This is a genomic window from Plantactinospora sp. WMMC1484 (genome assembly GCF_049315195.1).
Taxonomy (GTDB): Bacteria; Actinomycetota; Actinomycetes; order Mycobacteriales; family Micromonosporaceae; genus Plantactinospora.
The window spans coordinates 2,829,527-2,854,386 of record NZ_CP186055.1 but is presented as its reverse complement, the minus strand read 5'-3'; the positions used below and the strand labels follow the sequence as shown (position 1 = coordinate 2,854,386).

Here is a 24,860-nt window from a genome sequence, read left to right as displayed (position 1 = left end):
GCGCACCACCCGGCCCCGGCCTCCGGCGGGCAGCTGCCCGACCGACGATCCGAGGTGCTTGCGGCCCGGCCTGTCGTCCGGTGCGCCGCGCGCAGAGAGAAAGGTACGCCGCCGGCCGGCTGGGCGCAAATCGACGTACTCCTCCTTGCCGTGCCCCTGTGACCCGACCGTGCCGCAGTTGTCCGTGTCAGCTTCGGCCAGGCGTGTCAGAGTGGCAGGCATGGCCGCGCTACCGAGCGACACCGCGATCATCCTCGCGCAGGACAGCCTCTCGGCGCTTCTGCTGCCCTTCTGGCAGATCGTGATCGGTGGCCTCGTGCTGCTGGCTCTGCTCGCCTCGGTTCGCCGGTTGGCACGGCGCGGCCGGTCCCGGATGACCACCGGGCTGTTGGTGACCGCCTCCGCGATCATCGGCCTGGCCGTGGTCGGCATGCTGCTGCAGTGACGCGGCAACCTGTCGCAGTGACGCGGCAACGTCCGGCGGTGCCGGGCGAGCACCGGCAGGTCGAGGTGGCCGGTCCCCGGCAGCGCCGGCGGCGAGGTTTCGGCAAAGGGCTCCGGCGGGACGGCTCCGGCGGATCAGAGCCGGCGGTTCGCCAGGCTGGGTAGCTCGGTCCGGATCTCGCGGAGCCGGTCGAGGTCGAGATCGGCGACCACGATCCCGACCGTGTCGGGTGCCTGGGCGAGTACGGTCCCCCACGGGTCGATCACCATGCTGCGCCCGAAGCAGGTACGCCCAGGATCGTGGTCCCCGATCTGCGCGGCGGCCGCCACGTAACACTGGTTCTCGATCGCCCGGGCGCGGAGCAGCACCTCCCAGTGGTCCCGACCGGTGTGCAGCATGAAGGCGGCGGGCACCACCAGCAACTGGGCCTCCCCGGCAACGGCCAGCTGCCGGTACAGCTCGGGGAAACGCAGGTCGTAGCAGATCGAGAGGCCGACGCGTACGCCCTCGACGTCGACGACGACCGGCGCGGTGCCGGCGGCTACGTTCCTGGATTCGAGGTACGAGACCCGGCCGGGAATCTCGACGTCGTAGAGGTGGATCTTCCGGTACGTCGCGGCGAGCGCCCCAACCCGGTCGAAGACGAGCGAGGTGTTGTAGGTGTGGTCGGGGTCCGGACCGGTCTCGTGGAACGAGCCGGCGTGCACCCACATGCCGTGCTGCCGGGCCGCGTCGGCGAAGAACTCGGCGAACTCGCCGTCGACGGGCTCCGGGGCGGGCAGGCCGCGCGACGGGCCGAGGTAGTCGATGTACTCCGGAAGGATCGCCAGGTCCGCCCCGGCGGCCGCGGCCCGGCCGAGCAGCTCGCCAGCGGCGGCCAGGTTGGCCTTCCGGTCGTCGCGGGCGTTGACCTGACAGACGGCGACGCGCATGCGGAGAGCCTACGGCGGCGGTCGTCGGGTGACCAGCCTTACCCGGGCGGCCGACGGAGGGTCAGGCCGAGCGCTCCTCGCGCTCGCGGCGGGCGCGGCGGCCGGTGAACTCGCGCGGCACGATCGTCGGGTTGACGTTCTCGAGCACGACGCCACGGGTGATCAGGACCCGGGCCGCGTTCGGGTTGCTGGGCACCTCGTACATCACGGAGAGCAGGACCTCTTCGAGGATGGCGCGCAGGCCGCGGGCGCCGGTGCCGCGGAGCATCGCCTGGTCGGCGATCGCCTCCAGGGCGGCCGGCTCGAACTCCAGCTCGACGCCGTCGAGCTCGAAGAGGCGCTGGTATTGCCGCACGAGCGCGTTGCGGGGCTCGGTGAGGATCCGGACCAGTGCCTCGCGGTTGAGGCTCCGCACGTTTGTGATCACCGGGAGCCGGCCGATGAACTCGGGGATCAGGCCGAACTTGAGCATGTCCTCCGGCATGACCCGGCCGAAGATGTCGTCGGTCGAGCGCTCGGAGATAGAGCGGAGGTGGGCGCCGAAGCCGAGCCCGCCCTGACCGGTGCGGGCCTCGATGATCTGGTCGAGGCCGGCGAAGGCACCACCGCAGATGAAGAGCACGTTGGTGGTGTCGATCTGGATGAACTCCTGGTGCGGGTGCTTACGGCCGCCCTGCGGCGGCACGTTCGCCACCGTGCCTTCCAGGATCTTGAGCAGCGCCTGCTGCACGCCCTCGCCGGAGACGTCCCGGGTGATCGACGGGTTCTCCGACTTACGGGCGATCTTGTCGACCTCGTCGATGTAGATGATGCCGGTCTCGGCGCGTTTGATGTCGTAGTCCGCGGCCTGGATCAGCTTGAGGAGGATGTTCTCGACGTCCTCGCCGACGTAGCCGGCCTCGGTCAGCGCGGTCGCGTCGGCGATCGCGAAGGGCACGTTCAGCATCCGGGCCAGGGTCTGGGCCAGGTGTGTCTTGCCACACCCGGTGGGCCCGATCAGCAGGATGTTGGACTTGGCCAACTCCACCGCGTCACCCGAGCCCGGACCGCCGGCCGCCTCGGCCTGGATCCGCTTGTAGTGGTTGTAGACCGCGACCGCGAGGGCCTTCTTGGCCTGGTCCTGCCCGACGACGTACTGGTCGAGGAACTGGCAGATCTCCATCGGCTTGGGAAGCTCTTCCCACTTCACCTCGCCGGACTCGGCCAGCTCCTCTTCGATGATCTCGTTGCAGAGGTCGATGCACTCGTCACAGATGTAGACCCCGGGGCCCGCGATGAGCTTCTTGACCTGCTTCTGCGACTTACCACAGAAGGAGCACTTCAGTAGGTCGCCGCCGTCGCCGATCCGTGCCACCTACGTTCTCCCTGCGCTCATCGGCCAGCCTGTCTTCGCAACGGCTCTGGCCTGCGGACGGTACGCCCCGTCGGTCTTCATCGCCGGCCGGTCCCGACCGGCGGTGGGCGGTGCAGAACCGACGTTACCCGCTGCACGAGGTTTCTCCGACCCCCAAAACGGGTGTGTCAGGGGCCGGCCGCCGTCAAGCCGCCCGGCCGGCCCCTGACCCAAGATGATCAGCTCGAGGCGTTCGCCGCGAGCAGGCCCTTCTTTCGGCTGGTCAGGATCGTGTCGACCAGGCCGTACTCGCGTGATTCCTCGGCCGTCATGAACTTGTCACGGTCGATATCACGACGGACTCGTTCAATCGACTGCCCGGAGTGTCGGGAGAGCATCTCCTCGAGCTGCGTACGCATCCGGAGAATCTCCCGGGCCTGGATCTCGATGTCGGAGCCCTGCCCGTAGCCGCCCTCGGTGGCCGGCTGGTGGATGATGATCCGGGAGTTCGGCAGCGCCATGCGCTTGCCCGGCGTACCGGCGGCGAGCAGCACGGCGGCGGCGCTGGCCGCCTGCCCGAGGCAGACGGTCTGGATGTCCGGCCGGACGTACTGCATCGTGTCGTAGATCGCCGTCATGGCCGTGAACGAGCCGCCGGGCGAGTTGATGTACATGATGATGTCGCGGTCCGGGTCGGTGCCCTCCAGCGTCAGCAGCTGGGCCATCACGTCGTTGGCCGACGCGTCGTCCACCTGCACGCCGAGGAAGATGATCCGGTCCTCGAAGAGCTTGTTGTAGGGGTTCGACTCCTTGACGCCGTACGAGGTGCGCTCGACGAAGGAGGGAAGCACGTACCGGTTGTGCACGGGCTCGAAGCCCCGGTTGTGCACCGGGTCGAAGCCGCCACCGGCAAGCAGGGTCGGGTCAGTCATGTATCCGCTCCTCAGCTCAGCTCAGGGTCCCGGCGCCTTCCGGGACCTGGGCGGCCCCGGTGATCACCTTGTCGATGAAGCCGTAGTCCTTGGCCTCGGTGGCGGTGAACCACCGGTCCCGGTCGGAGTCGGCCTCGATCTGCGCCTGGTCCTGGCCGGTGTGGAAGGCCACCCGCTCCTGGAACATCCGCTTGGTGTAGAGCATCTGCTCGGCCTGGATGGCGATGTCGGAGGCCGTGCCGCCCATGCCGCCGGAGGGCTGGTGCATCATGATCCGCGCGTGCGGCAGGGCGTAGCGCTTGCCCTTGGTGCCGGCGCAGAGCAGGAGCTGGCCCATTGACGCGGCCATGCCCATGGCGACGGTGGAGACGTCGTTGTCGATGAATTGCATGGTGTCGTAGATCGCCATGCCGGAGTAGACCGAGCCACCCGGCGAGTTGATCCACAGGTTGATGTCGCGGCCGGGGTCCTCGGCCGCGAGCAGCAGCAGCTGTGCGCAGATGCGGTTGGCGACCTGGTCGGTCACCTCGCTGCCGAGGAAGATGATCCGCTCCTTGAGCAGCCGGTTGTAGACCGAGTCGTCAAGGTTGCCACCAAGTGCGTCCCCGCCGCGGGCTTCGGTCACCCGCAGGGGCATAGCTGAGAAGTCTGAACCAGTCATGGCAGCCCTTCGCTCTCCGTGCGTCTTACGCCCGACACTAACCGCTGACCGGCGCCGTATCGTCCCGGTCCGGACACTGTTCGCTGACAGCGCAGTTGCCCCGTACGTCCCGGGTGGGGCGGTGTCCGGGCGGCTCAGTGCTCGTGCTGGTGGTCGTGCTCCTCATCGCTGGCGGCGCGCAGCTCGTCCAGGTTGATCGGGTTGCCGGCCGAGTCGGTGATCGTGATCCGCTCCATCACCATGGCCAGCGCCTTGCCGCGCCGGACGTCGCCGTAGACCGCGCCGGCCGCGCCGGAGCGGACGAGCTGGTCGTAGTACTGCTGCGGGGCCATCCCGGCGCGCTGCGCCCGGTGCACGATCTCGTGCCCGAACTCGTCGTCGCTGACCTGCACCTGCTCGGCGTCGGCCAGGGTGTCGAGGAGAAGCTGGACCTTGACCCCCTCGGTGGCTGCCTCCGTCAGCTCGGTGTCGATCTGCTCCTCGGTCTTCTCCTCGGAGCTGAGGTATTCCTCCAGGGAGGCGCCGATCCGCTCCAGCTGGTCGACCATGGCCTGCTTGCGGTGCTCGACCTCCTCCCGGACGACCCCCTCCGGGGCCGGGATGTCGGCGGCCGCCACGATCTGCTCCAGTGCCCGGTCCCGGGCGGCGTAGATCTGCTCGACCTTCTTCGACCGGCTCACCCGCTCGCGGATGTCGCCGCGCAGCTCGTCGAGGGTGTCGAACTCGCTCGCGAGCTGGGCGAAATCGTCGTCGAGCGCGGGCAGTTCCTTCTCCTTGACGGTGCGGACCGTCACGGAGACGTCGGCGTCCCGGCCGGCGAAGTCGCCGCCGACGAGCTGGGTCTGGAAGGTGGTCGCGTCCCCGGCCGAGAGGCCCACCAGCACCTCGTCCAGCCCCGGGAGGAGCTGCTTGCTGCCGACCTCGTGCGAGATGTTGGTGGCCGAGCCGCCCGGCACCTCCGCGCCGTCGACGGTCGCCGCCAGGTCGAGCTGCACGTAGTCGCCCTCCCGGGCGGCCCGCTCGACCGTCTTGAGGGTGGCGAAGCGCTCCCGCAGGCTGCCTACCTGGGTGTCGATCTCGTCCTCGTCGATCTGGAGCTCGTCGACGGTCACCTCGATGGTGGAGAGGTCGGGGAGCGTGATCTCGGGGCGGACGTCGACCTCGGCGGTGAACTTGAGGGAGTCACCGTCGTTGAACTCGGTGATCTCGACCTCGGGCCGACCCAGCGTCTTCACGTCGTGCTCACGGACCGCCGCGAGGATGTTCTCCGGGATGGCGTCCTGCACGGCCTCGTTGAGCACCGCGCCCCGGCCGACCCGCTGGTCGATGACGGCCGCCGGCACCTTGCCGCGCCGGAAGCCGGGGACGTTGACCTGCGAGGCGATCTCCCGGTACGCCTTCTTGAGGCTCGGCTCGAGCTCGACGAACGGCACCTCGATGGCGAGCCGCACGCGCGTCGGGCTCAGAGTCTCGACGGTGCTCTTCACAGGCGTACTCCTTGACGGATCTCGATCTTCATTCTGGGTCGGCACACAGCCCATCGAGTGTAGGCGAGCCGGCGGACGCGTCGGACGGCGCGGGGTGGACGGCGCACGCGGTGGCCGAACCTCCCCCGCAGCCGCGGGCGACAGTCGGGGTGGCGGGATTTGAACCCACGGCCCCTCGCTCCCAAAGCGAGTGCGCTACCAAGCTGCGCCACACCCCGTGGCGGTGACGAGTGTATGCGGTCCGGTCAGGGTCGCGCCCGCCCGGTCTCCGCACCCGGCCGCCGTGTCGTCCCGATCCAGCATGATCCGGCGGTACGCCGTGATCCAGACGACGCCGAGAGCGATCTTGTCTGGTGGCGGGCGGCCCGGCGGACCCGAGACGGACAAGCACAGCAGAACATTGTCATTCTTCTATTAATTTGGGCTCTGTACCTGGCGCGTTCCCGCAGGACTGCTCTACCGTCGCGGCATGGTCTCGCGTCGATCGGTGCTGCGGGCGGTGCCGCTCGCGGCCGCTGCCCTCACCGCCGCCCCAGGACATCCCGGTCGGCTCGGCAGGGCGTCCACGTCGACGGATCCGGTACGCGTACCCCCCGACCCGGCCACGGTGCAGGCCGCCGCGACCGCTGTGCGCGGCTTCACGGCCGACCTCTACCGCACCCTGGCGTCGACCCGTGCGGGCGGCAACGTGGTGTGCGCGCCGTATTCTGTCGGGCTCGCGCTCGCGATGACCAGGGCGGGCGCCGGCTCGACCACGGCGGACGAGATGGACGCGGTGCTGCATTCGCCGCATCCGCGACCCGGTGCGCTCGACAGCGGGCTCAACACCGTCGACCAGATGCTCGCCGACCGCTACCAGGACGGCGACGGGACCAAACGGCCCCGGCTGACCACGGCCAACGCGCTGTGGCCCCGGCTCGGCCTGGGCCTGCGAGCCGGGTTCCGGGACACCCTGGCCGGCTACTACGGTGCCGCGCCGCACCCGGTCGACTTCCGCGGCGCACCGGAGGCGGCCCGGCAGGAGATCAACACCTGGGTGTCCGACCGGACCAACGCGAAGATCCCGGAGCTGTTGGGGTCCGACGCCGTGAGTCCCGACACCAGCCTGATCCTGACCAACACGATCTACCTCATGGCGGCCTGGAGATATCCGTTCACCGCGAGACTCACGGCGGCGGAGCCGTTCACCCGGGACGACGGCAGCGTCGTCGACGTCCCGATGATGCGGGGCCCGTTCGACCCGATGGGCTACCACGAGGGGGACGGGTGGCGTGCGGTCGACGTCCCGTACGCGGGCAGCGACCTGGCCATGGCCATCGTCATGCCGACCCGGGGCGATCTCGCCACGGTCGAGGCGAATCTCGACGCGGCGTGGCTGGGTGCGTTGTTGACCGGTTTCCGGTTCACCGACATCCAGCTTCGGCTGCCCCGGTGGACGACCCGGCTACCGGCGGAGCTGAAGGCCGCGCTGAGCGGCCTCGGCATGCCCACGGCGTTCTCGTCGCGGGCCGACTTCACCGCCATGAGCACCGAACCGGCGCTCTGCATCGACGACGTGGTGCACGAGACGTTCATCGCGGTGGACGAGAAGGGCACCGAGGCCGCGGCCGCGTCGGCCGTCATCATCCGGCCGCCGTCGATCCCGCAGGGCCCGCAGTTCTTCGTTAACCGGCCGTTTCTGTACGTCATCCACGACCGGCTCACCGGCGTACCGCTGTTCCTCGGTCGGGTCCACGACCCGCTCGTCACCGGACCGGGCTGACCGGACGCCGGATCACCGGTACCGGCGTCCGGCCGGTGCCGCCGGCCGTGACCGACGGCGTGGATGCCGGGCAGCAGCAGGTGTAGGTCGCCGTTGCTGCCGGTGTAGTGCGAGCCGGTCGCCTGCATTCGGACCCCTGGCGGCAGGCCGACAACCAGCACGTCGACGACCAGGTGGTGCCCGCTGACCGGCTGCGGTCGGGGAAAGTCCAGGTAGTGCGACGGTTCAGCACACGAGGTGACAACCGCGACCCTCACTGGGCCTCGTCGAGAAGCTTGACCAGGTCGGCCGCGGTGACCGGACGTCCCGGGGCGGTGAACATGCCGACCGGGTCGAGATGGGCCAGTTGGGCGCGCGTACCCGGCGCGAATCGGCGACTCTCGGCGAGCGCCCCCACGTCGTACGTGTCGTAGCCGAGCGAGTCGATCAGGGCGGCCACCCTCCGCTTGGCGGCGGAGGCGTCACCTGCGATCGGCAGACAGCTGCGGTCAGCAGCGCCGACGGGGCGGCCCAGGGTGGCCAGGTGCCCGAAGAACACGGTGCTGAACGCTTTGACGACGTGCGACTCAGGTAGGTGGGTCTGCAGCAGTTCGTGGGGCGGGACGTCGCCGGCCTCGATCTCGGGCACGCTGCCCTGGCGGGCGGGGTCGTAGTTCAGCGTGTCGATGACGATCTTGTCGCGGAGTGGCTCGGTGGGCACCTGCCGGTAGGCCCGGATCGGGATGGCCACCACGACGATCTCGCCGTCCGTCGCAGCCTGGTCCGGGGTCGCGGCGCGGGCGCGCGGCCCCAACCCGGTAACCAGGTCGTGGAGACTCTGCGGGCTGCGGCTGTTGCTCAGCACGACGTCGTGGCCCGCCTCGACCGCGAGGCGGGCCAGCGTGCCTCCGATCTTTCCGCTGCCGATGAAACCGATGGTGGTCATGTCCCGGGTCCTTTGCACGGTGGCCGGATGCGCTGCGTGCACCCGGCACGGTAAAGTGAAGGCACTCCTGCGCCTTATCGCAGGCACCCCTTGACTTTAGTGCAGGGGTGCCTGCGCTTGTCAAGGCCGATGTCCGGGAGAGGGAGACGATGGACGCGAACGAACCCGTGGCACAGGCCGAGTCGCGCTACCAGGTACGCCGTCCGCAGCGCGCCGACGCCCGGCGCAACTTCGACGCCCTGCTCGACGCCGCCCGGCAGGCGTTCGCCGACCACGGCGCCAACGCCTCCCTGGAGGGCATCGCCCGGGAAGCCGGAGTCAACATCGCCACGCTCTACCGCAACTTCCCCACCCGCAGGCACCTGTTCGAGGCGGTCTACCTCGACGAGGTCGAGGCGCTGGCGACGATGGCCTCCGAACTCGGCGACCGCGACCCGTGGGACGCCCTGGCGACCTGGCTGACCCAGTTCGTCAGGTACGCCACCACGAAGAAGGCCGTCTACGACGCCATCGCCCACCACGAGGCCATGTTCGTCACCTGCCGCGACGTCATCCACGCCGCAGGACGGCCGCTGCTCGAACGTGCCCAGTCGGCGGGCCTCGCCCGCACCGACGTGACCTTCGACGACGTTCTCTTCCTGGTCAACGGCATCAGTGGAACCAACTTCGTGGCAGATGCGCAACGTGAACGCGTGCTCACCATGGCACTGGACGGGATCAGAGCCCCGCACCGCACCTCCGGCAGCTGACTACCGGACATCGACCGGCACCGGAGGCTTGTGGCGGAGCATGACGCCTCTCGGACGGCGGCGCGCGGTGAGCCGTCCGGGTCGACGACGTAGGCGCAGGCAAGCCGTCCGGCGGACCCGGCCGGGATCCGTGACCTGAAGCAGGGCGGGAACGGCGCCTCCCGTTCGTCGGCTGACTGACCGAGGTGTGGCCCCAGGACCACACGAGTCCTTGGTATTCCCACCGGGTTGGTGACACCAATTGCTGTCTGGAACGCGGAAGGGGAGCACCGATAAGCAGTACTCACCGCGACCGTACGTTTCATGATCAGCTGATCGCCGCAGGCTCCGTCTCGCTGAGGCTCTGCCGGTATTCCAACGCCTCGGGAACCTCCTCGAAGTGCAGCAGGTTGCCTGCCAGCTCCATCAAGTGGCCCCTGACCTCGGCGGGCGTGGCGTAGAAGAACTCACGGCGCTGGTTGACCCGGTTGACCCGGCGGGCGGCGAGCCGGTGGTGCATCTGGGACTCGATCCCCACGGCGTCCTCGGAGAAGAACAGGGCGTGCACGTCGAAGCCGAACGGCACGGACGCATCGCCGAGTTCGCGGACCCGGTCAAGCGGGTCGAGCCGCCTCGTCATGCCGATCTTGACAACCTGGTCGCCGAAGGCCCCGTCTTGCCCAGCCGGGCAATCGTGTGCGCCACCTTGGTCAGCCGCTCGATCGCCGCGTCGAGCTTGTAGGGCTTCAACCACGACCAGGTTGTCCGCCTCGGCGTTGTACGCCCGCAACATCAGCGTGGAGAAGTCGCGCACCATCCTCCGCCCTTCGGCGGCAGAGTCGTTCACCGTCCAGTTGGTGGCTCCCAACACCGCGCCACCGTCCTTGCGCGCCATCGCCTTGATCCGGCCCTGAAGTGCCGCCAGCTGTGTCTGGTACGCGACCGCGTCATGCAGCGGATGCCGATACTGGTAGACGCCAGCCTCCTGCAGCAGGATGGTCTCCTCGGTCACGACGACCTGCTGCCGCAACTCCTGCAGGTGTCTCAACACTGCGGCTTCCTGTTGCCGCAGATCCGCCTTTCGAGCCTCAGCTCGGGCGTTCGCTTCGGCGATCTGCTGCCGCAGTTCGTCCCGGTAACGCTCCAGCTCGACGACGGAGAGCACCCCGAGCCGGTCCATCTCGGCTCGGCAGCGCTCCAACTCCGTCTGCAACTGGGCTGCCTGGCCGGCCAGCTCCCGCGCCTTGCCGCGGGCGCCGAACAGGGGGATGTCGATATCCTTGGACGGCCGTGGGGCAGGTACGGCAGTCGGTGGAACCGGCGGCGGTGGCGCGACGGTGCCCGGTGCCGCCGCTCCGGCCACAACCGGAACCTGCACCCGTCCGGGCGCACGGTCGTCCACGTACAACTGCCACCCCTCGGGAGGAGGGCCCCAAGCAGCGTCCGGCTGCCAGCCGGGTGGTGGCATCCAACCGGGCGGCGGGGGCGGCCAGTTGAGAGGGGGGTTGAATCGGAGTGCCACAGGATCTGCTCCGGCCAGTCGTGATCGGTAGCGAAAGGGAAACCGACAGTAGCCTGACGAGGGCCGGTCGAGGTTCGGTCTGCCGGCCATCCGTGCAGCGCAGGAGGCTCAACCGGACTGGCCGGATGTCGTGCCGAACCCAACCTGCCGGCCAGCAGACGACGAACTCCTCACCACCTGGATCGGCCACGTCCACTCGGCCAACCCCGCCGGATCTGAGTCTTGGGTCGGCCATCCGCACCGACCACGGTCATCCCCTTCGCAGCGCATCCTGGACGCCAGGGCTGACCGGAGAGCGGACCGCCGGCGGGCGGCGCCGTACCGCGTCCCAGGCCGCTTTCGCGCTGGCGAGGTAGTCCCGGGCGCCCTTGCGGACGATCAACCCGGTGGAACAGCCGGGACAGCGGGCGGTCACCCCGTCGACGTCGAGGCCGAGGTGCCGACACAGCGCCACCGCCCGCGACACGTGATACGACTGCGTCACCACCAGGGCCCGGTCGACGCCGTACACCGCCCGGGCCCGCGAGCAGCTGTCGTAGGTGTCGAGTCCGAACGGATCACCCACGACCCGCCACGAATCCACGCCGAGCCGCCCGGTCAGATAGGCGGTCATCGCCGCCGGCTCGTCGCCGGAGACGCCGTTGCCGTCACCCGACACCAGGACGACCCGGGCCCGCCCATCGCGCAACAGTGCCGCCGCGGTCTCCAGACGACCGACGAGCCGGTCACTCGGCTGACCGTCCGGCAGGACCTCGGTGCCCAGGACGATCACGACATCGACGGCCGGCGCGTCGGCCTCGCCGTGGACGTGACCGTGTGCGGTGAGCGTCGTCCACAGCCATGGACCACTGACGAGCACCAGGGCGATCACGGCCGCGACGACCAGACGCCGTACGAGCCGGCGGCGCCGGGCGATCCAACCGCGCACCGTCGCCCCCCGCAAGCCCGCCACGGCGACACTGTACTTGCCAGGCGGAGCGGTGAGGCGACCCAGGCGCGACGATCATGCCGCTGACCTGGGGCCGAGAAGACTGGAGCGGGCGACGGGAATCGAACCCGCACCGTCAGTTTGGAAGCAACCAGTCGATCATCCCGAGTGGCTCCTGCCGGTCCCGCGCGGTGCCGTTGACGTGCTGTTTCGTCTCAGCTTCGTCTCGACGCGTCGCGGGGCCGGGCGGGTGATCCCGGACGATTCCCTACCAAAATCCCTACCGCCGGTCCCGCCTAGCGTGGGTCGATGTCTGGTGATTCCGGATGATCCCACGATGGGGTCATCTGGCGCTCGACGCGAGGTCGACCCGACGAATTACTCAGCGCTCGCCTCTCTGGACCGCCACGACGCCCGCGAACGCCGGGGGTGCAGCCGCCCTGGAGATCACCCTGCACCTCGATGACGTACAAGCAGCTCAAGCGCCGCACGGTTGCACGTTCTAAGGGCGCGGTTCGGCTCTTCACCGGAAGGGCCGACCTGCGCCCTTGTCGTAGTCGGTGGGCCTGTCGCAGGCCGTGGCTCCGTGAGCGCGGGTCGCGGCAGATCCGGATACCGAGATCGCGGGTGCCGGGTTGTTGGCCGGGTGTGCGGCGCTTCCGAAGCGTTGTCAGGCTGGGAGGGTGGGCTCGGGCGTTCTTTTGATACGGCGTTGTTTGCCGGTGTCCCTGCTCGTTGCCGAGTCGTCGCGCGAGCTGCCCGTTCGGTGAGGGGCAGTGGTGTCCTGTTTCGCTGATGGATTAGCCGCGGGTCCTGGAATTATCCCAGGCTGGCGCGCCCGCGTCGCCAGTAGCCGGTGAAGGTGATGTCGCGTTTCGCGATGCCCCGTGAGATCAGATGCCGCCGCAGCTGACTCGGCAGCCTCTGCTCGCCGGCGATCCAGGCTGTGAACCGGCCGTTGGGCAGGATGGTGTCGGTGATCGTTCGCAGGGCGAGCCTGCCGGGGATCTCGTCGTTGTCGCCGCGCGGGAGCCAGTGTAGGTCGACGCCGACGGGCAGGTTGGGGAGTGCGCGGATGTCGGCAGTGTTTGCGATCTCGCAGTAGACCTGTGCGCGGTAGTCGGGGGGCGCCTGCTCGAGGATTGCGACGATGGCCGGCAGTGCGCTCTCGTCGCCGGCGAGAAGTTCCCAGTCAGTGTCTGTGCGATAGCGGTAGGTATGGCCCTCATCGAGGATGCCGGCCGGGCTGCCGGGTGCTGCGCCGCGGGCCCAGCGCGACGCGGGGCTGTTGCCGTGCAGCGCAATCTCGACATCGAGTTCGAGCAGGTCGGGGCGGAACGCGCGGGCGGTGTAGAGGCGGACCCACGGGCGTCTGGTCACCGGCTGTGCGAGCATCTGGATGGTCCAGGCCTGGTTGGACACGGTCGGCATGATCAGGTGGTCCTGTCCGTCGCGCGGAAAGAACAGCCGGACCGCCTCGTCCGGCGCGGACGGCGTGAAGTGCGCCAGGTCCGCACCGCCGAGGGTGACGGACACGAACCCGGGGCTGATCTGGGCGCTGCGTCGCACCTGCAGTGTGATGGGTCGCCGGTTACGGGCTCGGGCCATGGTCAGGTCAGTTGTCGAAGTGGCCGTTGGGCATGAGTTCCAGAGCGAGCATCGGGTTCCAGTAGTCGCGAAACTCAACGAACTGGTCGTCACGGACCCGGACCACCTCGATGTAGCGGGACTCGTAAGGCTGACCGGTCGCGGTCACTGTTCCGCCGAGGATGAACTCGCCGATGATCACCTCCGGGTCTGTCGTTTCGTGGATGGTGACGTTCTTGGCGTACTCGATGCGCAGGAAGTCGGGGAAGTTGCCCAGCGCGCCCCGGACTGCTTCGCGCCCGTGGAGGAAGGCGGGCCAGCCCTTCGGCGGGAACGCGTACTCGACGACCGCGTCCTCGGCGAAGAGGTCGACGAATTCGTGCATCCTCCGCTGAGTCAGCAGGTCGATGCTGTCGCGGTAGAACTGGGCGGCGCGGGTCGGCATGGTTTGCTCCTCGCTCGTATGGCTGATTGAATCGGACCAGCGGTCCGCTACAGCATACGGACCACTGGTCCGCTTATCAAGGGGGGACGCTTGTGCGCAGCGACGCTGCCCGCAACCGGGAGGCCGTGCTGGAGGCCGCCGGCAAGCTGTTCGACGCCGCCGACGACCCCGCACAGGTGTCGGCCGACGACATCGCACTCGCCGCCGGCGTGGGCAAGGGCACCCTGTTTCGTGGCTTCGGTAGCCGCAGCGGCCTGGTGCTCGCCCTGTTCGAGCGCAGGGCCGAGGAACTGCTCCACGCGACCACGGCCCACGACGACACGCTCGCACCACACGAGCGGGCCGTGGCAATTCTCCTGCTGCTGATCGAGTTCAAGCGTGACAACCGCGTCGTGGCGGCAGCGGTCGAGGCATCGGACGGCAACCCGTACCACCAAACGCCCTACACCAAGTGGCACGCTCTGCTGACCGACCTGATCACGCAGGCGCGCGGCCCGCAGTCAGCCGATTTCCTCGCCCACACCCTGCTCGCGGCGATCCGCAGCGACCTCATCGCCCACCTCGCCACCTGGCCGGCCGAACGACTGGAGCACGGAATCCGGACGCTGGTGACAAGCGTCTTCGGGGCCGAGCCTACGAGCAACGGGACCGGCAGACACTCACCCAGACAGTCTTCTCACCCCTCGTCACCCTGAATGCGAACCGGCACACCGAAATCCTGTACCAAACGTGACGGTTGCTCGGCGCGAAGCCAACGGGCACGGATCGAGCCATCCCGTCTGACAGCGATGCGCCGACTCGGCCATGATCGAACATCCGCTTCTCGGCATGAGCGGATGCTCCGTGTGGGACTTCGGCCGTGGAGTGGTTCGTCTGCGGCGTGCTGCGAGAGTGGTTGACTCTTGTTCGGCCGCAGTCTTGGTAGCCTCCGTCGGGGCTGGTGACCGGATGCGCCTGTGGGCGGTTGTGCCGGGTCGGGCGCTCTGGCGGTGGAGCGTCGCTTGCCGGGTCCTTCGGGTGCGATGGCTTGGCCGTCAGTTTTTCGCTCTGATGGCGGTTCCATTCCCGTCGCCATGACGTCTGCTCTGTCCGGTTATGTCATATTTCCGCGCTCCTCCATTGATCCCCCGGTTGGCGTCCGGCTGGAAGACTCCAGAGGCGGTCCCTATCAAGATCCCTACCAACTGATCGTCCTGTTCGGACGAAAGTAAAGATCAAGAGGCATCTGAGCAGAGAAAACGTGGAGCGGGCGACGGGAATCGAACCCGCACCGTCAGTTTGGAAGATCGTTTCCGGCTGCCTGGTTCTGTCCGTTGTGCCTGGTCAGTGGCGGGGTAGCGTTGACCGTTCCTGCCCGCTGGTGACCGTCTACGGCACCGGCTTATGGCCCGTGGATGGCCCGGCTCTTTGCGCGCGGCCGGCCGGCGTCGTAGGGCTTCCCGCCCCGGCCTTCGGGCCGGGGCGGCTTGCCGTGGCGCCGGGTCACCGCGCGCCTGGACTACGTACTTCGGTGGCAAGCCGCGAAGCGGTGCGGCAGCGATTGCCCGGCCCATGACGGCGGCCAACCACCCACGCAATCGTCACGGCTCTCCGGGCGCTTCGTCCGGTACGTTATCGCCGTGAGGCGGGAAACCCTGGTGGCCCTGCTGAGTAGGGCGGGCGAGGCGTACGAGGCATGTCGGGCAGCACTTGGCGCCGGTGCCGGGTTCGACATCGCCGCCGGGCTCGTCCCAGCGAGCCAACTGGCAGCAACATACGGCGTTCGGGACGAGATCACCCGGGATGCTGGGATACCTACGCTTGGCTTCGCGGAAGCTGTCGAGCATCTGCGCGATGCGGGAGACCAGGCGTTACGCCTCGGCGGAGTGCGGGCGGATAACCCGCCGTACTACTTCCAGCTCTTCCTGTCGGCTGATGCCTCGTCCGTGGTGGCGTGCATCGGAGTGGACCAACAGCACCAAGTCCGCAACAGAGCCGAATAGGCCCTGCCCCGCCTCGACCCGATGCCGGCCGGAGGCGTCATGCACCCGCCACGGTGGGCGGCCATGAGTGACAAACCGTTGGCACGCAGCATCCTACGGCGCCTACCGTCGGTCCATGGGGCACCGACGTGACCGACTCCGGCGAGAGATCGGGCCGTTCATGAAGGCGTACGGTCGGGTTGCTGCCGGCAACGGCAGTGATCCGAACGATCGCCACTACAGCCGTAAGCTAGAAGCACAGCTCAAGCGCATGAACCCGGCAGACCTCGACCGCCTCCTACGGGGCGATGACGAGGATGATGATGCTGAGGACGAGACTCGACCCATGTTCTGAGTCGACGTGCCGTCAAGATTCCAGCGCTGATGCGGCCCGCCGAGCCGGCCGATGCCGGCCGGAGGCCGCCAGCAGGCCGAGCGCGGGCGGGCCGTGCGCCGCGCTTGCGCGGCGCCTTGATCCAGATGAGAACGTTTCGGCAGTGAGACACCATACAGACCGGGCAAATTGACGGCCTTCGAGGGAACGGCTGGTCCTCAGCGTCCGGTAGAAGCTCATTGAGGAGGGGCGGCCAAAGGGTGGGCGCCCGTGTCGCGTATCTGAGTGTTCTCGGCCGCCGGGTCGACTGGGGCCGGGCGCCGGACGGATCGTCTGAGGCGAACCAATATTGAAGAGCCGTCAGGGCCCGAGTAGGCTGCACCGATGTGGGAGGGAGTCGGATTTGGTGAATCGAGCGAACTTCTACCGGTTTGTGGGGAAGCCAATTGGCCAGGGTGGCTTCGCGGTAGTCCGGAAAGCGAAGAGAAAATCAGACGGGGAAATTGTCGCGTTCAAACAACCGCTCAACGACGAAATCGCTCGACAGCGAATCCGTCGTGAGATTGACGTTCAGACACAGCTTGCCCATCCGAATATAATGCCGATTCTCCACGCGGATCCTGATCGAATGTGGTTCACGATGCCGCTGGCTGAGGGGCACATGCTGCAACTGCGCGAGGAGCTAGTTGAGGAAGATCTGTATAACATTCTTTATGATGTAGCTGGCGCGTTGGCCGTAGCACACGCCGCAGGATTTATTCATCGAGATGTGACCCCCAACAACATTCTGGCCCTTCCGCGGACTAGCGGAAGGGGTGGGCGCCGATGGGTTATTGCCGATTGGGGCCTGGTGCGCCGGCCCGACAGCCAGGTGTCTCGACAGATCACTCGATCTCAGCATATCGTAGGGACCTACGGTTTCATGGCGCCCGAGACTTTCGTGGATGGTCATGATGCCACCGCCGCTTCCGACGTTTACAGTCTCGGTCGGGTTGCCGCCTGGTTTCTCCGTCGGCGCCTGCCTTATGGTCATACGGAGTTGCTGCCCGAAGGTGAGATGCAACATTGGCGTGCCTTCGTGAGGGCCTGTACTGCTCCAGAAGTTGACCGTCGCCCGTCAGATATGGCTGCGGTTAAGGAGCGACTGACGAAGGTGTTCGATGCTCCATTGTTGCAACCAGCTCAACAGGCGAAGGCTGCCGTTGATGACATTATCCTACAGAATGGGAGCGATATACAGGAGGCTGCGTCGATTGCATTAACGTACAGCAACGATCCTTTGGTGTTTGTTGATCAAATTGCGAGATTGCCTAGCGTACATGTAGAAGCGTGGACTCGCCGTCACCCTCATGACGCGGCCAAAGTTGCCCGACGGATGCTGTACCACCTCGAAACCATGTCGTGGAGTGGTCGGGATCCGGACTACGTCAACACTCCTCTGGCCTTTGTGCACGCGGTGCTACGGGTTCTTGTTGGCCAGCAGCTCGGCTTGGCTGAAGACGTTGCCGAAGATTTCTTTAGGGCAGAGCTGCGTTGGGATACATGGCGACAGAAGATCCGGACGGAAAGTTGGTTGGCAGATCTTGCCGAGCCAGAAGGGGAAGCTATCGCGCGAGCGCTGCGAGGGGCGAACGCCGTGGATTATCACCAACAGGCGTCGACTTGGGCGGCTCGGAGTCAAGTGATACGGAACATCCTAGTTCCGGAACGGACATAACGGTCTCATCGGTCACCTCACACCGTGGCGTCGGGCAACGAATCATGATGAGATGGTCAAGTGTCAACCCAAGATGCCTCACCGACCGGGGCCGTCACCTCCGGCAGCTCGGAAGAAGGCATGGCGACTGCTGCCGTGCCACCGTCTAGTGACACTGCGGTTGGACCGGCGTCAGGCCGGGGCAGGCGACATGGCACGAGTACTAGCGTCCCGTTCGATCGATGGTTCCGGTATCCCGCTGGGTTCGCCTCCGACTACGTAACAGCACTGCTCGCTAACCTTGACATCTCGCCAGGGGGCGTGATAATCGACTGCTTTACGGGGTCGGGAGTTACGGGCACAGCAGCGAGGCAGGCCGGGTATGGCTTCTACGGCATCGAGGCGCATCCTCTGATCGCCGAGCTGGCTCAGCTAAAACTGCAGAGTCCGCCCGAGACGCCTAGCAGGCTTGCGCAGGAAGCGGCCAGAACGGTTGAGGCTGCTCGTTCCATTTTGGCACAGAGGCTCAGGTCGGGGAAATCGCGAGCGGAGGATCAACCGGACCTTATCCGTCGAAGTTTTGACGGCCAGCATCTTGAGCAACTCGTTGCCCTTCGGGATCTCATCAAGCTGCGCGATGACGAGTATGCGCCATACTTGAAGTGGGCGCTGCTGGCTGCACTTCGGGATGTAGCGTCGGTGAAGGTGGGGTGGCCCTACCAGCGCCCCGCGGTCTCGCGTAAGCCGGTCTTCACCATCCCGATGCAGCGTTTTGTTGAGAGGGCGATTCTGATAGAGGAGGATCTACAACAAGATCAACCTCTGCAGAAAACGGCGATAGTTCTCTGTGGCGATGCGCGTGACAGTAATAGTTGGGGACGGTCCGGAGTGGGACTTTCTGACGGCTGCGTGGCCTCTCCTCCCTACCTTAATAACTTTGACTACGCTGATGCAACGAGACTAGAGCTCTACTTTTGGGGCGAGGTCACGACTTGGGCGCAACTCTGTTCCGGGGTAAGGCGCGGGATGATTACGGCGACAACGCAGCAGAGCAGCGTGTTGGCGGCGTCCAGGTCTAGCGAACGTCTCATGCACCTACCAGGTACCGGCGAGCAGATCGGCGTGCTAACAAAGAAGCTCGAGATGCAGCGAAAATCGCGGGACCGTGGTAAGGAGTATGATCGCGTACTTCCTGACTACTTCGCGGGTATTCTGCAAGTGCTCCAGAACTTGGCCCTGAACCTAAAGCCCGGTGCCCCTTGCGTCTGGCTCGTCGGTGACAGTGCGCCCTACGGTGTTTATGTAGATACCCCTGCGATTATAGGTGATATCGCTGGCCATCTAGGTTTCAAAGTGGAGTCTGATGTTGTCTTGCGGCACCGTGGACAAAGGTGGGGCACTAACAAGAATAGACACAGCGTCAGCTTGGGGGAGCGGTTGCTGCGTTTTCGGCTAGAAGAACCCGTCGAGGATCAGCCTGTGTAGGGCAGCCTATTGATTCTTCCTCCGATAAGATTCGAAGTGGTCGACTAACCGTTGCCTGAGCCGAGTCGTGTCAGCTGGGCGTTCAAAGATCATGCCCTGCCCCGCGAGCGCGAGGGCTGAGGCGCGGAAGCTTTCGACAAGGGCATCGAACCCTTTCTCGATTGTCTCGCGTTGGACGTTTGCGCGACGTGCTAGATCTCGACCAAGGAAATCTATAACCTCCTCTCGATGCTCGGCAGGGATGTAGACGTAGCTAGTCCCGCCTTTAGCTGGAGCGTGCACTACCAGGCGATGCGCGAGTCTTCGACGAGCCTCCGTGAACCAATGGCCGCCGACTAGGCGTTGCTCTTGGGCTGAGCGTCCCCGACTCTTTGCGACATGGTCAGCAAAAGCGCCGGCAGCAGCATGAATTGCATGGTCGATTCGGTCGCTGACGTCTTTGTCGGTTAATCGACCTATTGCGCGCTCGCTGCTGTCGGAGCGATTGACGAGGAGTGCAATAACGACGCCTACGCTCTTAGCCTGCATGACTTCTGTCCCGGCACCCTCACGGAGAGCAAGAACTTGGTCGAGTCGGTGCCGTGACCATTCTCGATAGGTTTCGAATGCGGTAATATATGCACGTTGCACAGAACCTGATGAAACGTAGGTGCTATCCTGGTTGCGGCTGTCTTTTAGCACATCTATCATAAGCCGGGCCTCGACACCGAGAATCAGTTTCCCGCCTCCGGTTTCCGTAACTAGCGGTTCTCCGTAGGCTACAACCGTCTGATAGACCTCATCGGAGGGTCGACTAAGATCCGCTAGGCGGTCGCGCAGCTTATGGCCCCGGGCGACCGGATCGAAGAACGCCTTGCACCCAGCCAAGTCCTCCGTCAGGTTGCCAATCGGCCTTCCGTACACTGCCTCCCATAAGTATTCAAGCGCGGACAGTAGCGCCACTCTCTGTGTGTTACCTAATGTCCGAGGAATCCCGAATACGGTGAGTTCGCTAGACGTGCTATCGGCAGGACTCATATCGGCAGGCTTTCTGTAAGGTATCCCCGACTGCGGAGTTGTTCACGACGTGCATCAGCGACGCTATCGGGGACTGTTGGTAGCATTCGGGAGTCTTCCGGGAGCGGGAGGATCACGACTATCTGGTCTTGCGGCATTGCCCTCCGGCGGTCATGTAGATATCTCCGCAGACCAGCCATGCCCCTGCTAGAGATGAATGCGCCAAACTCATCGAGCGCGATCAAGCGATTTGCTGGGTCGCCGTCTTCGCGTTCTAGTCGCGCAAGTCTAGCTCGTGTGTATGCTAACGCTTGTTCTCCACTTGAGAAGGCTTGTAATGGTCTGGTTTGGGTACGACCGCCGGCGGTCCAAGACACCTCCATCGTGGCAAGGTCCAGCTCGACATTTTCGCCGCCGTCAAATAATGAGTCCCGCACCTCGGGATGATCGAACCATCGTTGTACCTCACTCCTAATCCAAGAGTGCACCGATGGAACCCAACTGCCTTTTGCTGGGACGCCACCTCGAAAGTGTGCCGAAACTCCCGTGAGTGCATCAGCTATCGCTTGCGCCTGAAATGTGAAGAGGTCCAATCTTACGCGAACGGCGTCGATGGATTTCGCGATTCGCCGCAACTCGCTTAGCTGCTTGTCGGCATCGGCTCCTGTGGCTGCTAATCTTGCCTTCGTCACCTCAGGTATCCAAGGAATGGCTTGGAGGGCCAACGACGCGTCGACGATTGCCTTGATCTTGCCATCGAGGGAGGATGTAGCTCTTTCCAGGTCGGCACTGGTACGGCCTGCCGACTTCTTGAGCTCGTCCAGGCTCATCTCGGCGGAGGTAAGTTCCGGTCGAATCCGGGACTGTTCGACTCCCGCTTCTTGGCAGGCCGTCGTGAGCTGCTGGATAAGGATCTGTTCCGTCAATCCGCCGCCAAGCAGCGTCCTTGCCTGGCTTATCTGCTCTCTTCGGGCCTTCAGCTCTCCTATGCGTGTTTCATTTTCACTTTTAAGCGTAAGTAGTCTCTTGAACGCGTCTCTCGTCTGCTGTGGCAGGGCTGTGGCCGCCTTCTCTGCACGCGCTAACGCAGACTCTAGACGTAGTTTAGCCTCTTCCGCGGTTCTCTCCGCCTCGGCGACAAGGCTGACCCGAGTCAGCTGCTCCTCGGCCTGACGAATCTGTTCCGCCAAGTGCTCGGCTTCTTCGGTCGGGCTTTGCCTGGCTAGGGTCTCAGCCTGATGTTGACAGGCTCGACGAAAGGCGGCAACGGTCCAACTGCGCCGAGATGCAGTCTCATGCAGAAGCACAGCATCTGCGATGCCCGACGCTTCTGCCTCTAGGGCCAGTTCCGACAGGGATTGTAGGAGCCCGACCAACATTGGGACCTGGTTGACCCGGGGCAGGTCGGCCTTTAGCTGCTCGTCGCGCTTCACCGCCTCAGTCATCGCCGTAACGACCGCGTCAGGGTTGGCTGGGATTCCCGCTGCTCGTGCGGCCTCTTGAAAATGTGCAAGAGCTTGCCGCAGCTCGATTTCCCTTCGTTGAAGGTGGCGCTGGGCCTTGTCAAACTCCGAACGGGCTTGTTCATTTCGGTGTTCTTGTTTGGCGACCCTGGATAGCTCGTCGTCGAGCCCTGCACGTGTTGAAAGGAGTTTCCCAATTTCTCGATCGAGGGCGTCTAGTTGCGTCTCCAGGCCTGGCCCCTGCCCCCGAACGTCCTCGAGTTGATCCGATAGACGGAGCGCCGTGGTAAGTGCTTGAATGCGGGCCTCTGTGTTCGAGGTTTGTCTTGCAATGTTCTCTGCCTGGCTAGCAGCCTCTGCCACGCGTCGCTGCTCAGAGTGTAGTGCTGGAGTGTCAAACTCCGGGATCAGGTCGACGACGTCGGCGATGTGATTGTCGAGTGCGAAGCGTCGATTCCATCCTGGTCCTCCGCTCGTTATCCAGGCGCTTACGTGAGTCGCTCCGTCCGAAACTCGCTCGGCGAGCATCTCCGTCAAAGTCTCGTGCCCGACCATTCGATGGACGCGCAATAATTGCTGGACGTGAGCCATGCTTGCATTTTTCCCGTCAATCGCAATTCGCCCAATGCGATCGCCTAGCGGCTCGGGCTTGCTTGGCCATGAGCTTGGGTCGAGCTCCCATTCGATCCGTGATGCTCCCTCGAGATCGGTAACCGTTACATGCGCGCGGACCAATTGCGTTCGGAATGTGCGCCAAGCTAGGGGCTCCCGAAGATATGGTTGGGAGCCCGTGCAGAGCTCGAGTAGTCTAATTGCGGTACTCTTCCCCGCGCCGTTATGGCCCTCGATTCGACAGAGTCCGATGTCTGGTATCTCCTCGATTATCTTTAGCCCACGCTCACAAGTGGAGTCAATCAGAAAGCGCATCGGTCACCAACCTTTGTAGGGCAGCTTCCTCTTCGAATGGCTCGGCGCAGAGGACCTCTAGGAGAGATAGATCGAGAGTGTTTGTCTCATCGGTGCTGCGGGGGAAGGGTCTGGCAGCTTGGTTCGCTATTTCTCGAAGCGCTCTGTGGGCTGCCTGCGTGCCCGTTGCCGGCATATACGCTCCTTAAGGCAGTGATGCTTCGGCTTACCTTAGCGATCGCCGATGGCGGTGGCTATCCCATGGTGAGTGTGGATGCGGCGGATCTTTGTCGGGCTAGAGGACCTGGACGGCAAGGCCATGACTTCGCGGTCCTTGACGCTGCCCGTGATCCCATGAGTCTGCGTGATGTGTCGGACTTATTCCGAGCTGGTCGGTATTAGGCGCGTATGTAACATTGATGGTTGATTCGGGATCGGATGATAGAGACCTGCGCACGTCGACTTGTCGTGTGCGTGCTACGTGCCTAGTCCGCTGCCGCGGGTCGAATCGCCGGGCCTATTGCCAGCGCCTGTTCTTCGATCGTCGGCTGTAGTGGCTTGCTAAGCCGCCAAGTCTTATGTTAGTCGACCACTTCGCTACAGAAGTGGGTCTATCCCGTGCTCTGCATAAACCGAGCGTCCCGCATTCCTGGCTACTACCGCGGTGGAAACGCGACGGCTCAGCCGAGCGGGCATGTAATCGTGGAGCACGTTGACGCTGATGAAGCGCCATTCGGTGAGCTCTCCGTCGGAGAGAGTGATGCTCTCTCGCTCACCGTTACTAAGTGGACCTGCATCGAAGATGAAAAGGATCTTGTCGCCTTCGCCGGAGGCGGGGGCCCAGTCGATGACGAGCATCAGGCCGACCGCGATGGTTAGGCCGAGTTCTTCGCGGATTTCGCGGATGCAGGCGGCGCGGGGTGATTCTCCGGGCTCGACGTACCCGCCGGGGATGTCCCAGTGGTTCTTGTAGTGCGGTTTGACGAGGAGCACTCGGCCTTCGTCGTCGAAGAAGAGGGCGCCTGCGGCGATGCGTGGGGCTGCCATGGGTGGCGTCTCGGGTCCCGTCACATGGGGCAGCGTAGCCAGGCTTGATCAGTCGAGCACGTTGAGGCGGCGGGCGAGTCCGACCAGCTCGACGGAAGGCTTGCCGCGTTGGCGGCGGATCCAGGTGAGGGCGAGTTGTCGGCTGAGGAAATGGTGGCGGACCTGTTCGGGTGCCATCTGTTCGGCGTCGAGTAGGGCGGCCTGGGCCTCCTCGGCGTGGTTCCAGGAGTTGTAGGCGCGGGCTACCTCCAGGGCGTGGCGTACGCGGCGTTCCATCGGTAGGCCGGTGGTGTCGACGCGGGGGCCGAGGTCGACAGCGACTTGGACGTCCCCGAGTTCGGCGGCGGTGGCGACCCTGTGAATGGCGACGTTGGTGGGGCCGAACGCAGTCCAGAGGTGGTTAGCATCGGTGCCGAGTCGGGTGGCGGTCTCGTCGGCGGTGGTGAGGAACGTCCGGGTGGTGGCGGGGTCGTTGGCGCGCGCGGCGGCCATGGCGCCGGACAGGAACAGGGTGCCGTAGACGGACAGCAGCGCGGGCGCTGCTGTCGGTTGGCGTAGGTGCCCTTCGAGATATGCGGCGGCGTCCTCGGTGAGGCGTACGGCTTCGCGGTAACGGCCGGTGGAGTGCAGGGCGTGGCCGACCGACCGGAACAGGGAACCGGTGATGACCGGGTCGCCGGTTGGTCGTACAGCGGCAAGGCCGCGGTCGGCTGCGATCCAGGCGAGGTCGGTCTCCCCGAGCTTGGTGAGCTGGGTCGCGGCGAGTTGGTAGGTGAGTCCGAGGAGTCGGCGGGCCTGATCTTGGTCGTCCCCGTCGAGGCCGTCGGCGGCGGCCTGGGCGCGGTGGAGCAGGTCGGGTAGGCGGCCAGTGACGTACCCGAATCGGGACTCCTGGTAGGCGCTCCACAGGGCGCCCACGTCCTGCTTGAGGTCGACGACGCTGGGCACCTGGCCGTCGCTGGCGTGGCCGAACGGGGAGATGGCGCGGTAGTTCATCAGGGCGGCCCGTAGCGCTGGCACGGTGTCGGTGCCGCTGTCGGTAGTCCAGTCGAGCAGGGACGGTTCGGCGAGGAGGTCGCCGAGCGAGACGTCGAGGACGTCGGCGAGGCTCTTGATGACGGAGAGCCGGTCCAGCTCGATGCGGTTGTTCTCGATCTTTCCGAGCCAGTCGCCGGTACGGCCGACCAGTCCGGCGAGGACTTCCTGAGACAGTCCGCGTCTGCGGCGGTACCAGGCGACGCGTTCGCCGATCGTGAGTGTGCTGGGCATGCCGCGCACGATGCCT

At 65.6% G+C, this 24,860-nt stretch carries 20 protein-coding genes and 1 tRNA gene; 7 read left to right on the top strand and 14 right to left on the bottom strand.

All coding sequences use genetic code 11. The annotated features are described in order from the left end of the window. Window positions 1-220: 220 nt before the first annotated feature. Window positions 221-445: a hypothetical protein gene (locus tag ACN28C_RS12700; RefSeq protein WP_422773676.1), complete on the top strand. Its 225-nt coding sequence runs from the start codon at window positions 221-223 to the stop codon at window positions 443-445. A 134-nt stretch (window positions 446-579) separates the two neighbouring features. On the opposite strand, the gene ACN28C_RS12695 is transcribed toward ACN28C_RS12700, so the two are convergent. The 6 genes from ACN28C_RS12695 to ACN28C_RS12670 form a co-directional block, all read right to left on the bottom strand. Next, window positions 580-1,377, bottom strand: a complete 798-nt coding sequence (locus tag ACN28C_RS12695; protein ID WP_422773675.1) for a carbon-nitrogen hydrolase family protein — start codon at window positions 1,375-1,377, stop codon at window positions 580-582. A gap of 61 nt (window positions 1,378-1,438) precedes the next feature. After that, window positions 1,439-2,731 carry an ATP-dependent Clp protease ATP-binding subunit ClpX gene (gene clpX, locus ACN28C_RS12690; protein ID WP_421494729.1) on the bottom strand — a complete coding sequence of 431 codons (1,293 nt, stop codon included), beginning with the start codon at window positions 2,729-2,731 and terminating at the stop codon, window positions 1,439-1,441. A 218-nt stretch (window positions 2,732-2,949) separates the two neighbouring features. Further along, a complete protein-coding gene (locus ACN28C_RS12685) occupies window positions 2,950-3,642 on the bottom strand; it encodes an ATP-dependent Clp protease proteolytic subunit (RefSeq protein ID WP_421494730.1) in 693 nt (230 codons plus the stop codon). Between the two features lie 16 nt (window positions 3,643-3,658). Further along, window positions 3,659-4,303 carry an ATP-dependent Clp protease proteolytic subunit gene (locus tag ACN28C_RS12680; RefSeq protein WP_421494731.1) on the bottom strand — a complete coding sequence of 215 codons (645 nt, stop codon included), beginning with the start codon at window positions 4,301-4,303 and terminating at the stop codon, window positions 3,659-3,661. Between the two features lie 134 nt (window positions 4,304-4,437). After that, entirely contained in the window at window positions 4,438-5,790 is a 1,353-nt protein-coding gene (gene tig, locus ACN28C_RS12675) for a trigger factor (protein ID WP_422773674.1), read from the bottom strand. A gap of 144 nt (window positions 5,791-5,934) precedes the next feature. Further along, window positions 5,935-6,008, bottom strand: a tRNA-Pro gene (locus tag ACN28C_RS12670). Window positions 6,009-6,259: 251 nt separating this feature from the next. On the opposite strand from ACN28C_RS12670, the gene ACN28C_RS12665 reads away from it, so the two are divergent. Further along, window positions 6,260-7,552, top strand: coding sequence for a serpin family protein (locus ACN28C_RS12665; protein WP_422773673.1), 1,293 nt, complete (start codon window positions 6,260-6,262; stop codon window positions 7,550-7,552). A 253-nt stretch (window positions 7,553-7,805) separates the two neighbouring features. Here ACN28C_RS12665 and ACN28C_RS12660 read toward each other — a convergent pair whose 3' ends face one another. After that, window positions 7,806-8,477, bottom strand: a complete 672-nt coding sequence (locus ACN28C_RS12660; RefSeq protein ID WP_422773672.1) for an NADPH-dependent F420 reductase — start codon at window positions 8,475-8,477, stop codon at window positions 7,806-7,808. Between the two features lie 149 nt (window positions 8,478-8,626). On the opposite strand from ACN28C_RS12660, the gene ACN28C_RS12655 reads away from it, so the two are divergent. Next, window positions 8,627-9,226 carry a TetR/AcrR family transcriptional regulator gene (locus ACN28C_RS12655; RefSeq protein ID WP_422773671.1) on the top strand — a complete coding sequence of 200 codons (600 nt, stop codon included), beginning with the start codon at window positions 8,627-8,629 and terminating at the stop codon, window positions 9,224-9,226. 307 nt (window positions 9,227-9,533) lie between these two features. On the opposite strand, the gene ACN28C_RS12650 is transcribed toward ACN28C_RS12655, so the two are convergent. The 4 genes from ACN28C_RS12650 to ACN28C_RS12635 all read right to left on the bottom strand — a co-directional run bounded on the left by ACN28C_RS12650 (window position 9,534) and on the right by ACN28C_RS12635 (window position 13,687). Then, on the bottom strand, window positions 9,534-10,607 hold the full coding sequence (locus ACN28C_RS12650; protein ID WP_422773670.1) for a GIY-YIG nuclease family protein: 1,074 nt from the start codon (window positions 10,605-10,607) through the stop codon (window positions 9,534-9,536). 370 nt (window positions 10,608-10,977) lie between these two features. After that, entirely contained in the window at window positions 10,978-11,679 is a 702-nt protein-coding gene (locus ACN28C_RS12645; RefSeq protein WP_422773669.1) for a SanA/YdcF family protein, read from the bottom strand. Window positions 11,680-12,474: 795 nt separating this feature from the next. Next, window positions 12,475-13,224, bottom strand: a complete 750-nt coding sequence (locus ACN28C_RS12640; RefSeq protein WP_422773668.1) for a siderophore-interacting protein — start codon at window positions 13,222-13,224, stop codon at window positions 12,475-12,477. Between the two features lie 46 nt (window positions 13,225-13,270). Further along, on the bottom strand, window positions 13,271-13,687 hold the full coding sequence (locus ACN28C_RS12635; RefSeq protein WP_422773667.1) for a nuclear transport factor 2 family protein: 417 nt from the start codon (window positions 13,685-13,687) through the stop codon (window positions 13,271-13,273). 125 nt (window positions 13,688-13,812) lie between these two features. Between ACN28C_RS12635 and ACN28C_RS12630 the strand changes: the two genes are divergently transcribed. The 4 genes from ACN28C_RS12630 (at window position 13,813) to ACN28C_RS12615 (ending at window position 19,163) form a co-directional block, all read left to right on the top strand. After that, window positions 13,813-14,382 (top strand): TetR/AcrR family transcriptional regulator, encoded by a 570-nt coding sequence (locus ACN28C_RS12630; protein ID WP_422773666.1) that lies wholly within the window; start codon window positions 13,813-13,815, stop codon window positions 14,380-14,382. A gap of 924 nt (window positions 14,383-15,306) precedes the next feature. After that, complete coding sequence (locus ACN28C_RS12625) at window positions 15,307-15,669, top strand: hypothetical protein (RefSeq protein ID WP_422773665.1); 363 nt, start codon at window positions 15,307-15,309, stop codon at window positions 15,667-15,669. A 719-nt stretch (window positions 15,670-16,388) separates the two neighbouring features. Next, the gene (locus ACN28C_RS12620; RefSeq protein WP_422773664.1) at window positions 16,389-17,699 is read left to right on the top strand and encodes a protein kinase domain-containing protein; all 1,311 of its coding nucleotides are present in this window, start codon (window positions 16,389-16,391) and stop codon (window positions 17,697-17,699) included. 120 nt (window positions 17,700-17,819) lie between these two features. Beyond that, a complete protein-coding gene (locus ACN28C_RS12615; RefSeq protein WP_422773663.1) occupies window positions 17,820-19,163 on the top strand; it encodes a DNA methyltransferase in 1,344 nt (447 codons plus the stop codon). A 1,013-nt stretch (window positions 19,164-20,176) separates the two neighbouring features. Here ACN28C_RS12615 and ACN28C_RS12610 read toward each other — a convergent pair. From ACN28C_RS12610 to ACN28C_RS12600, 3 genes are all read right to left on the bottom strand, one after another. Then, entirely contained in the window at window positions 20,177-22,213 is a 2,037-nt protein-coding gene (locus ACN28C_RS12610; protein WP_422773662.1) for a hypothetical protein, read from the bottom strand. 912 nt (window positions 22,214-23,125) lie between these two features. After that, complete coding sequence (locus tag ACN28C_RS12605; protein ID WP_422773661.1) at window positions 23,126-23,599, bottom strand: NUDIX domain-containing protein; 474 nt, start codon at window positions 23,597-23,599, stop codon at window positions 23,126-23,128. A gap of 24 nt (window positions 23,600-23,623) precedes the next feature. Next, window positions 23,624-24,844: a helix-turn-helix domain-containing protein gene (locus tag ACN28C_RS12600; RefSeq protein WP_422773660.1), complete on the bottom strand. Its 1,221-nt coding sequence runs from the start codon at window positions 24,842-24,844 to the stop codon at window positions 23,624-23,626. Window positions 24,845-24,860 lie beyond the last annotated feature (16 nt).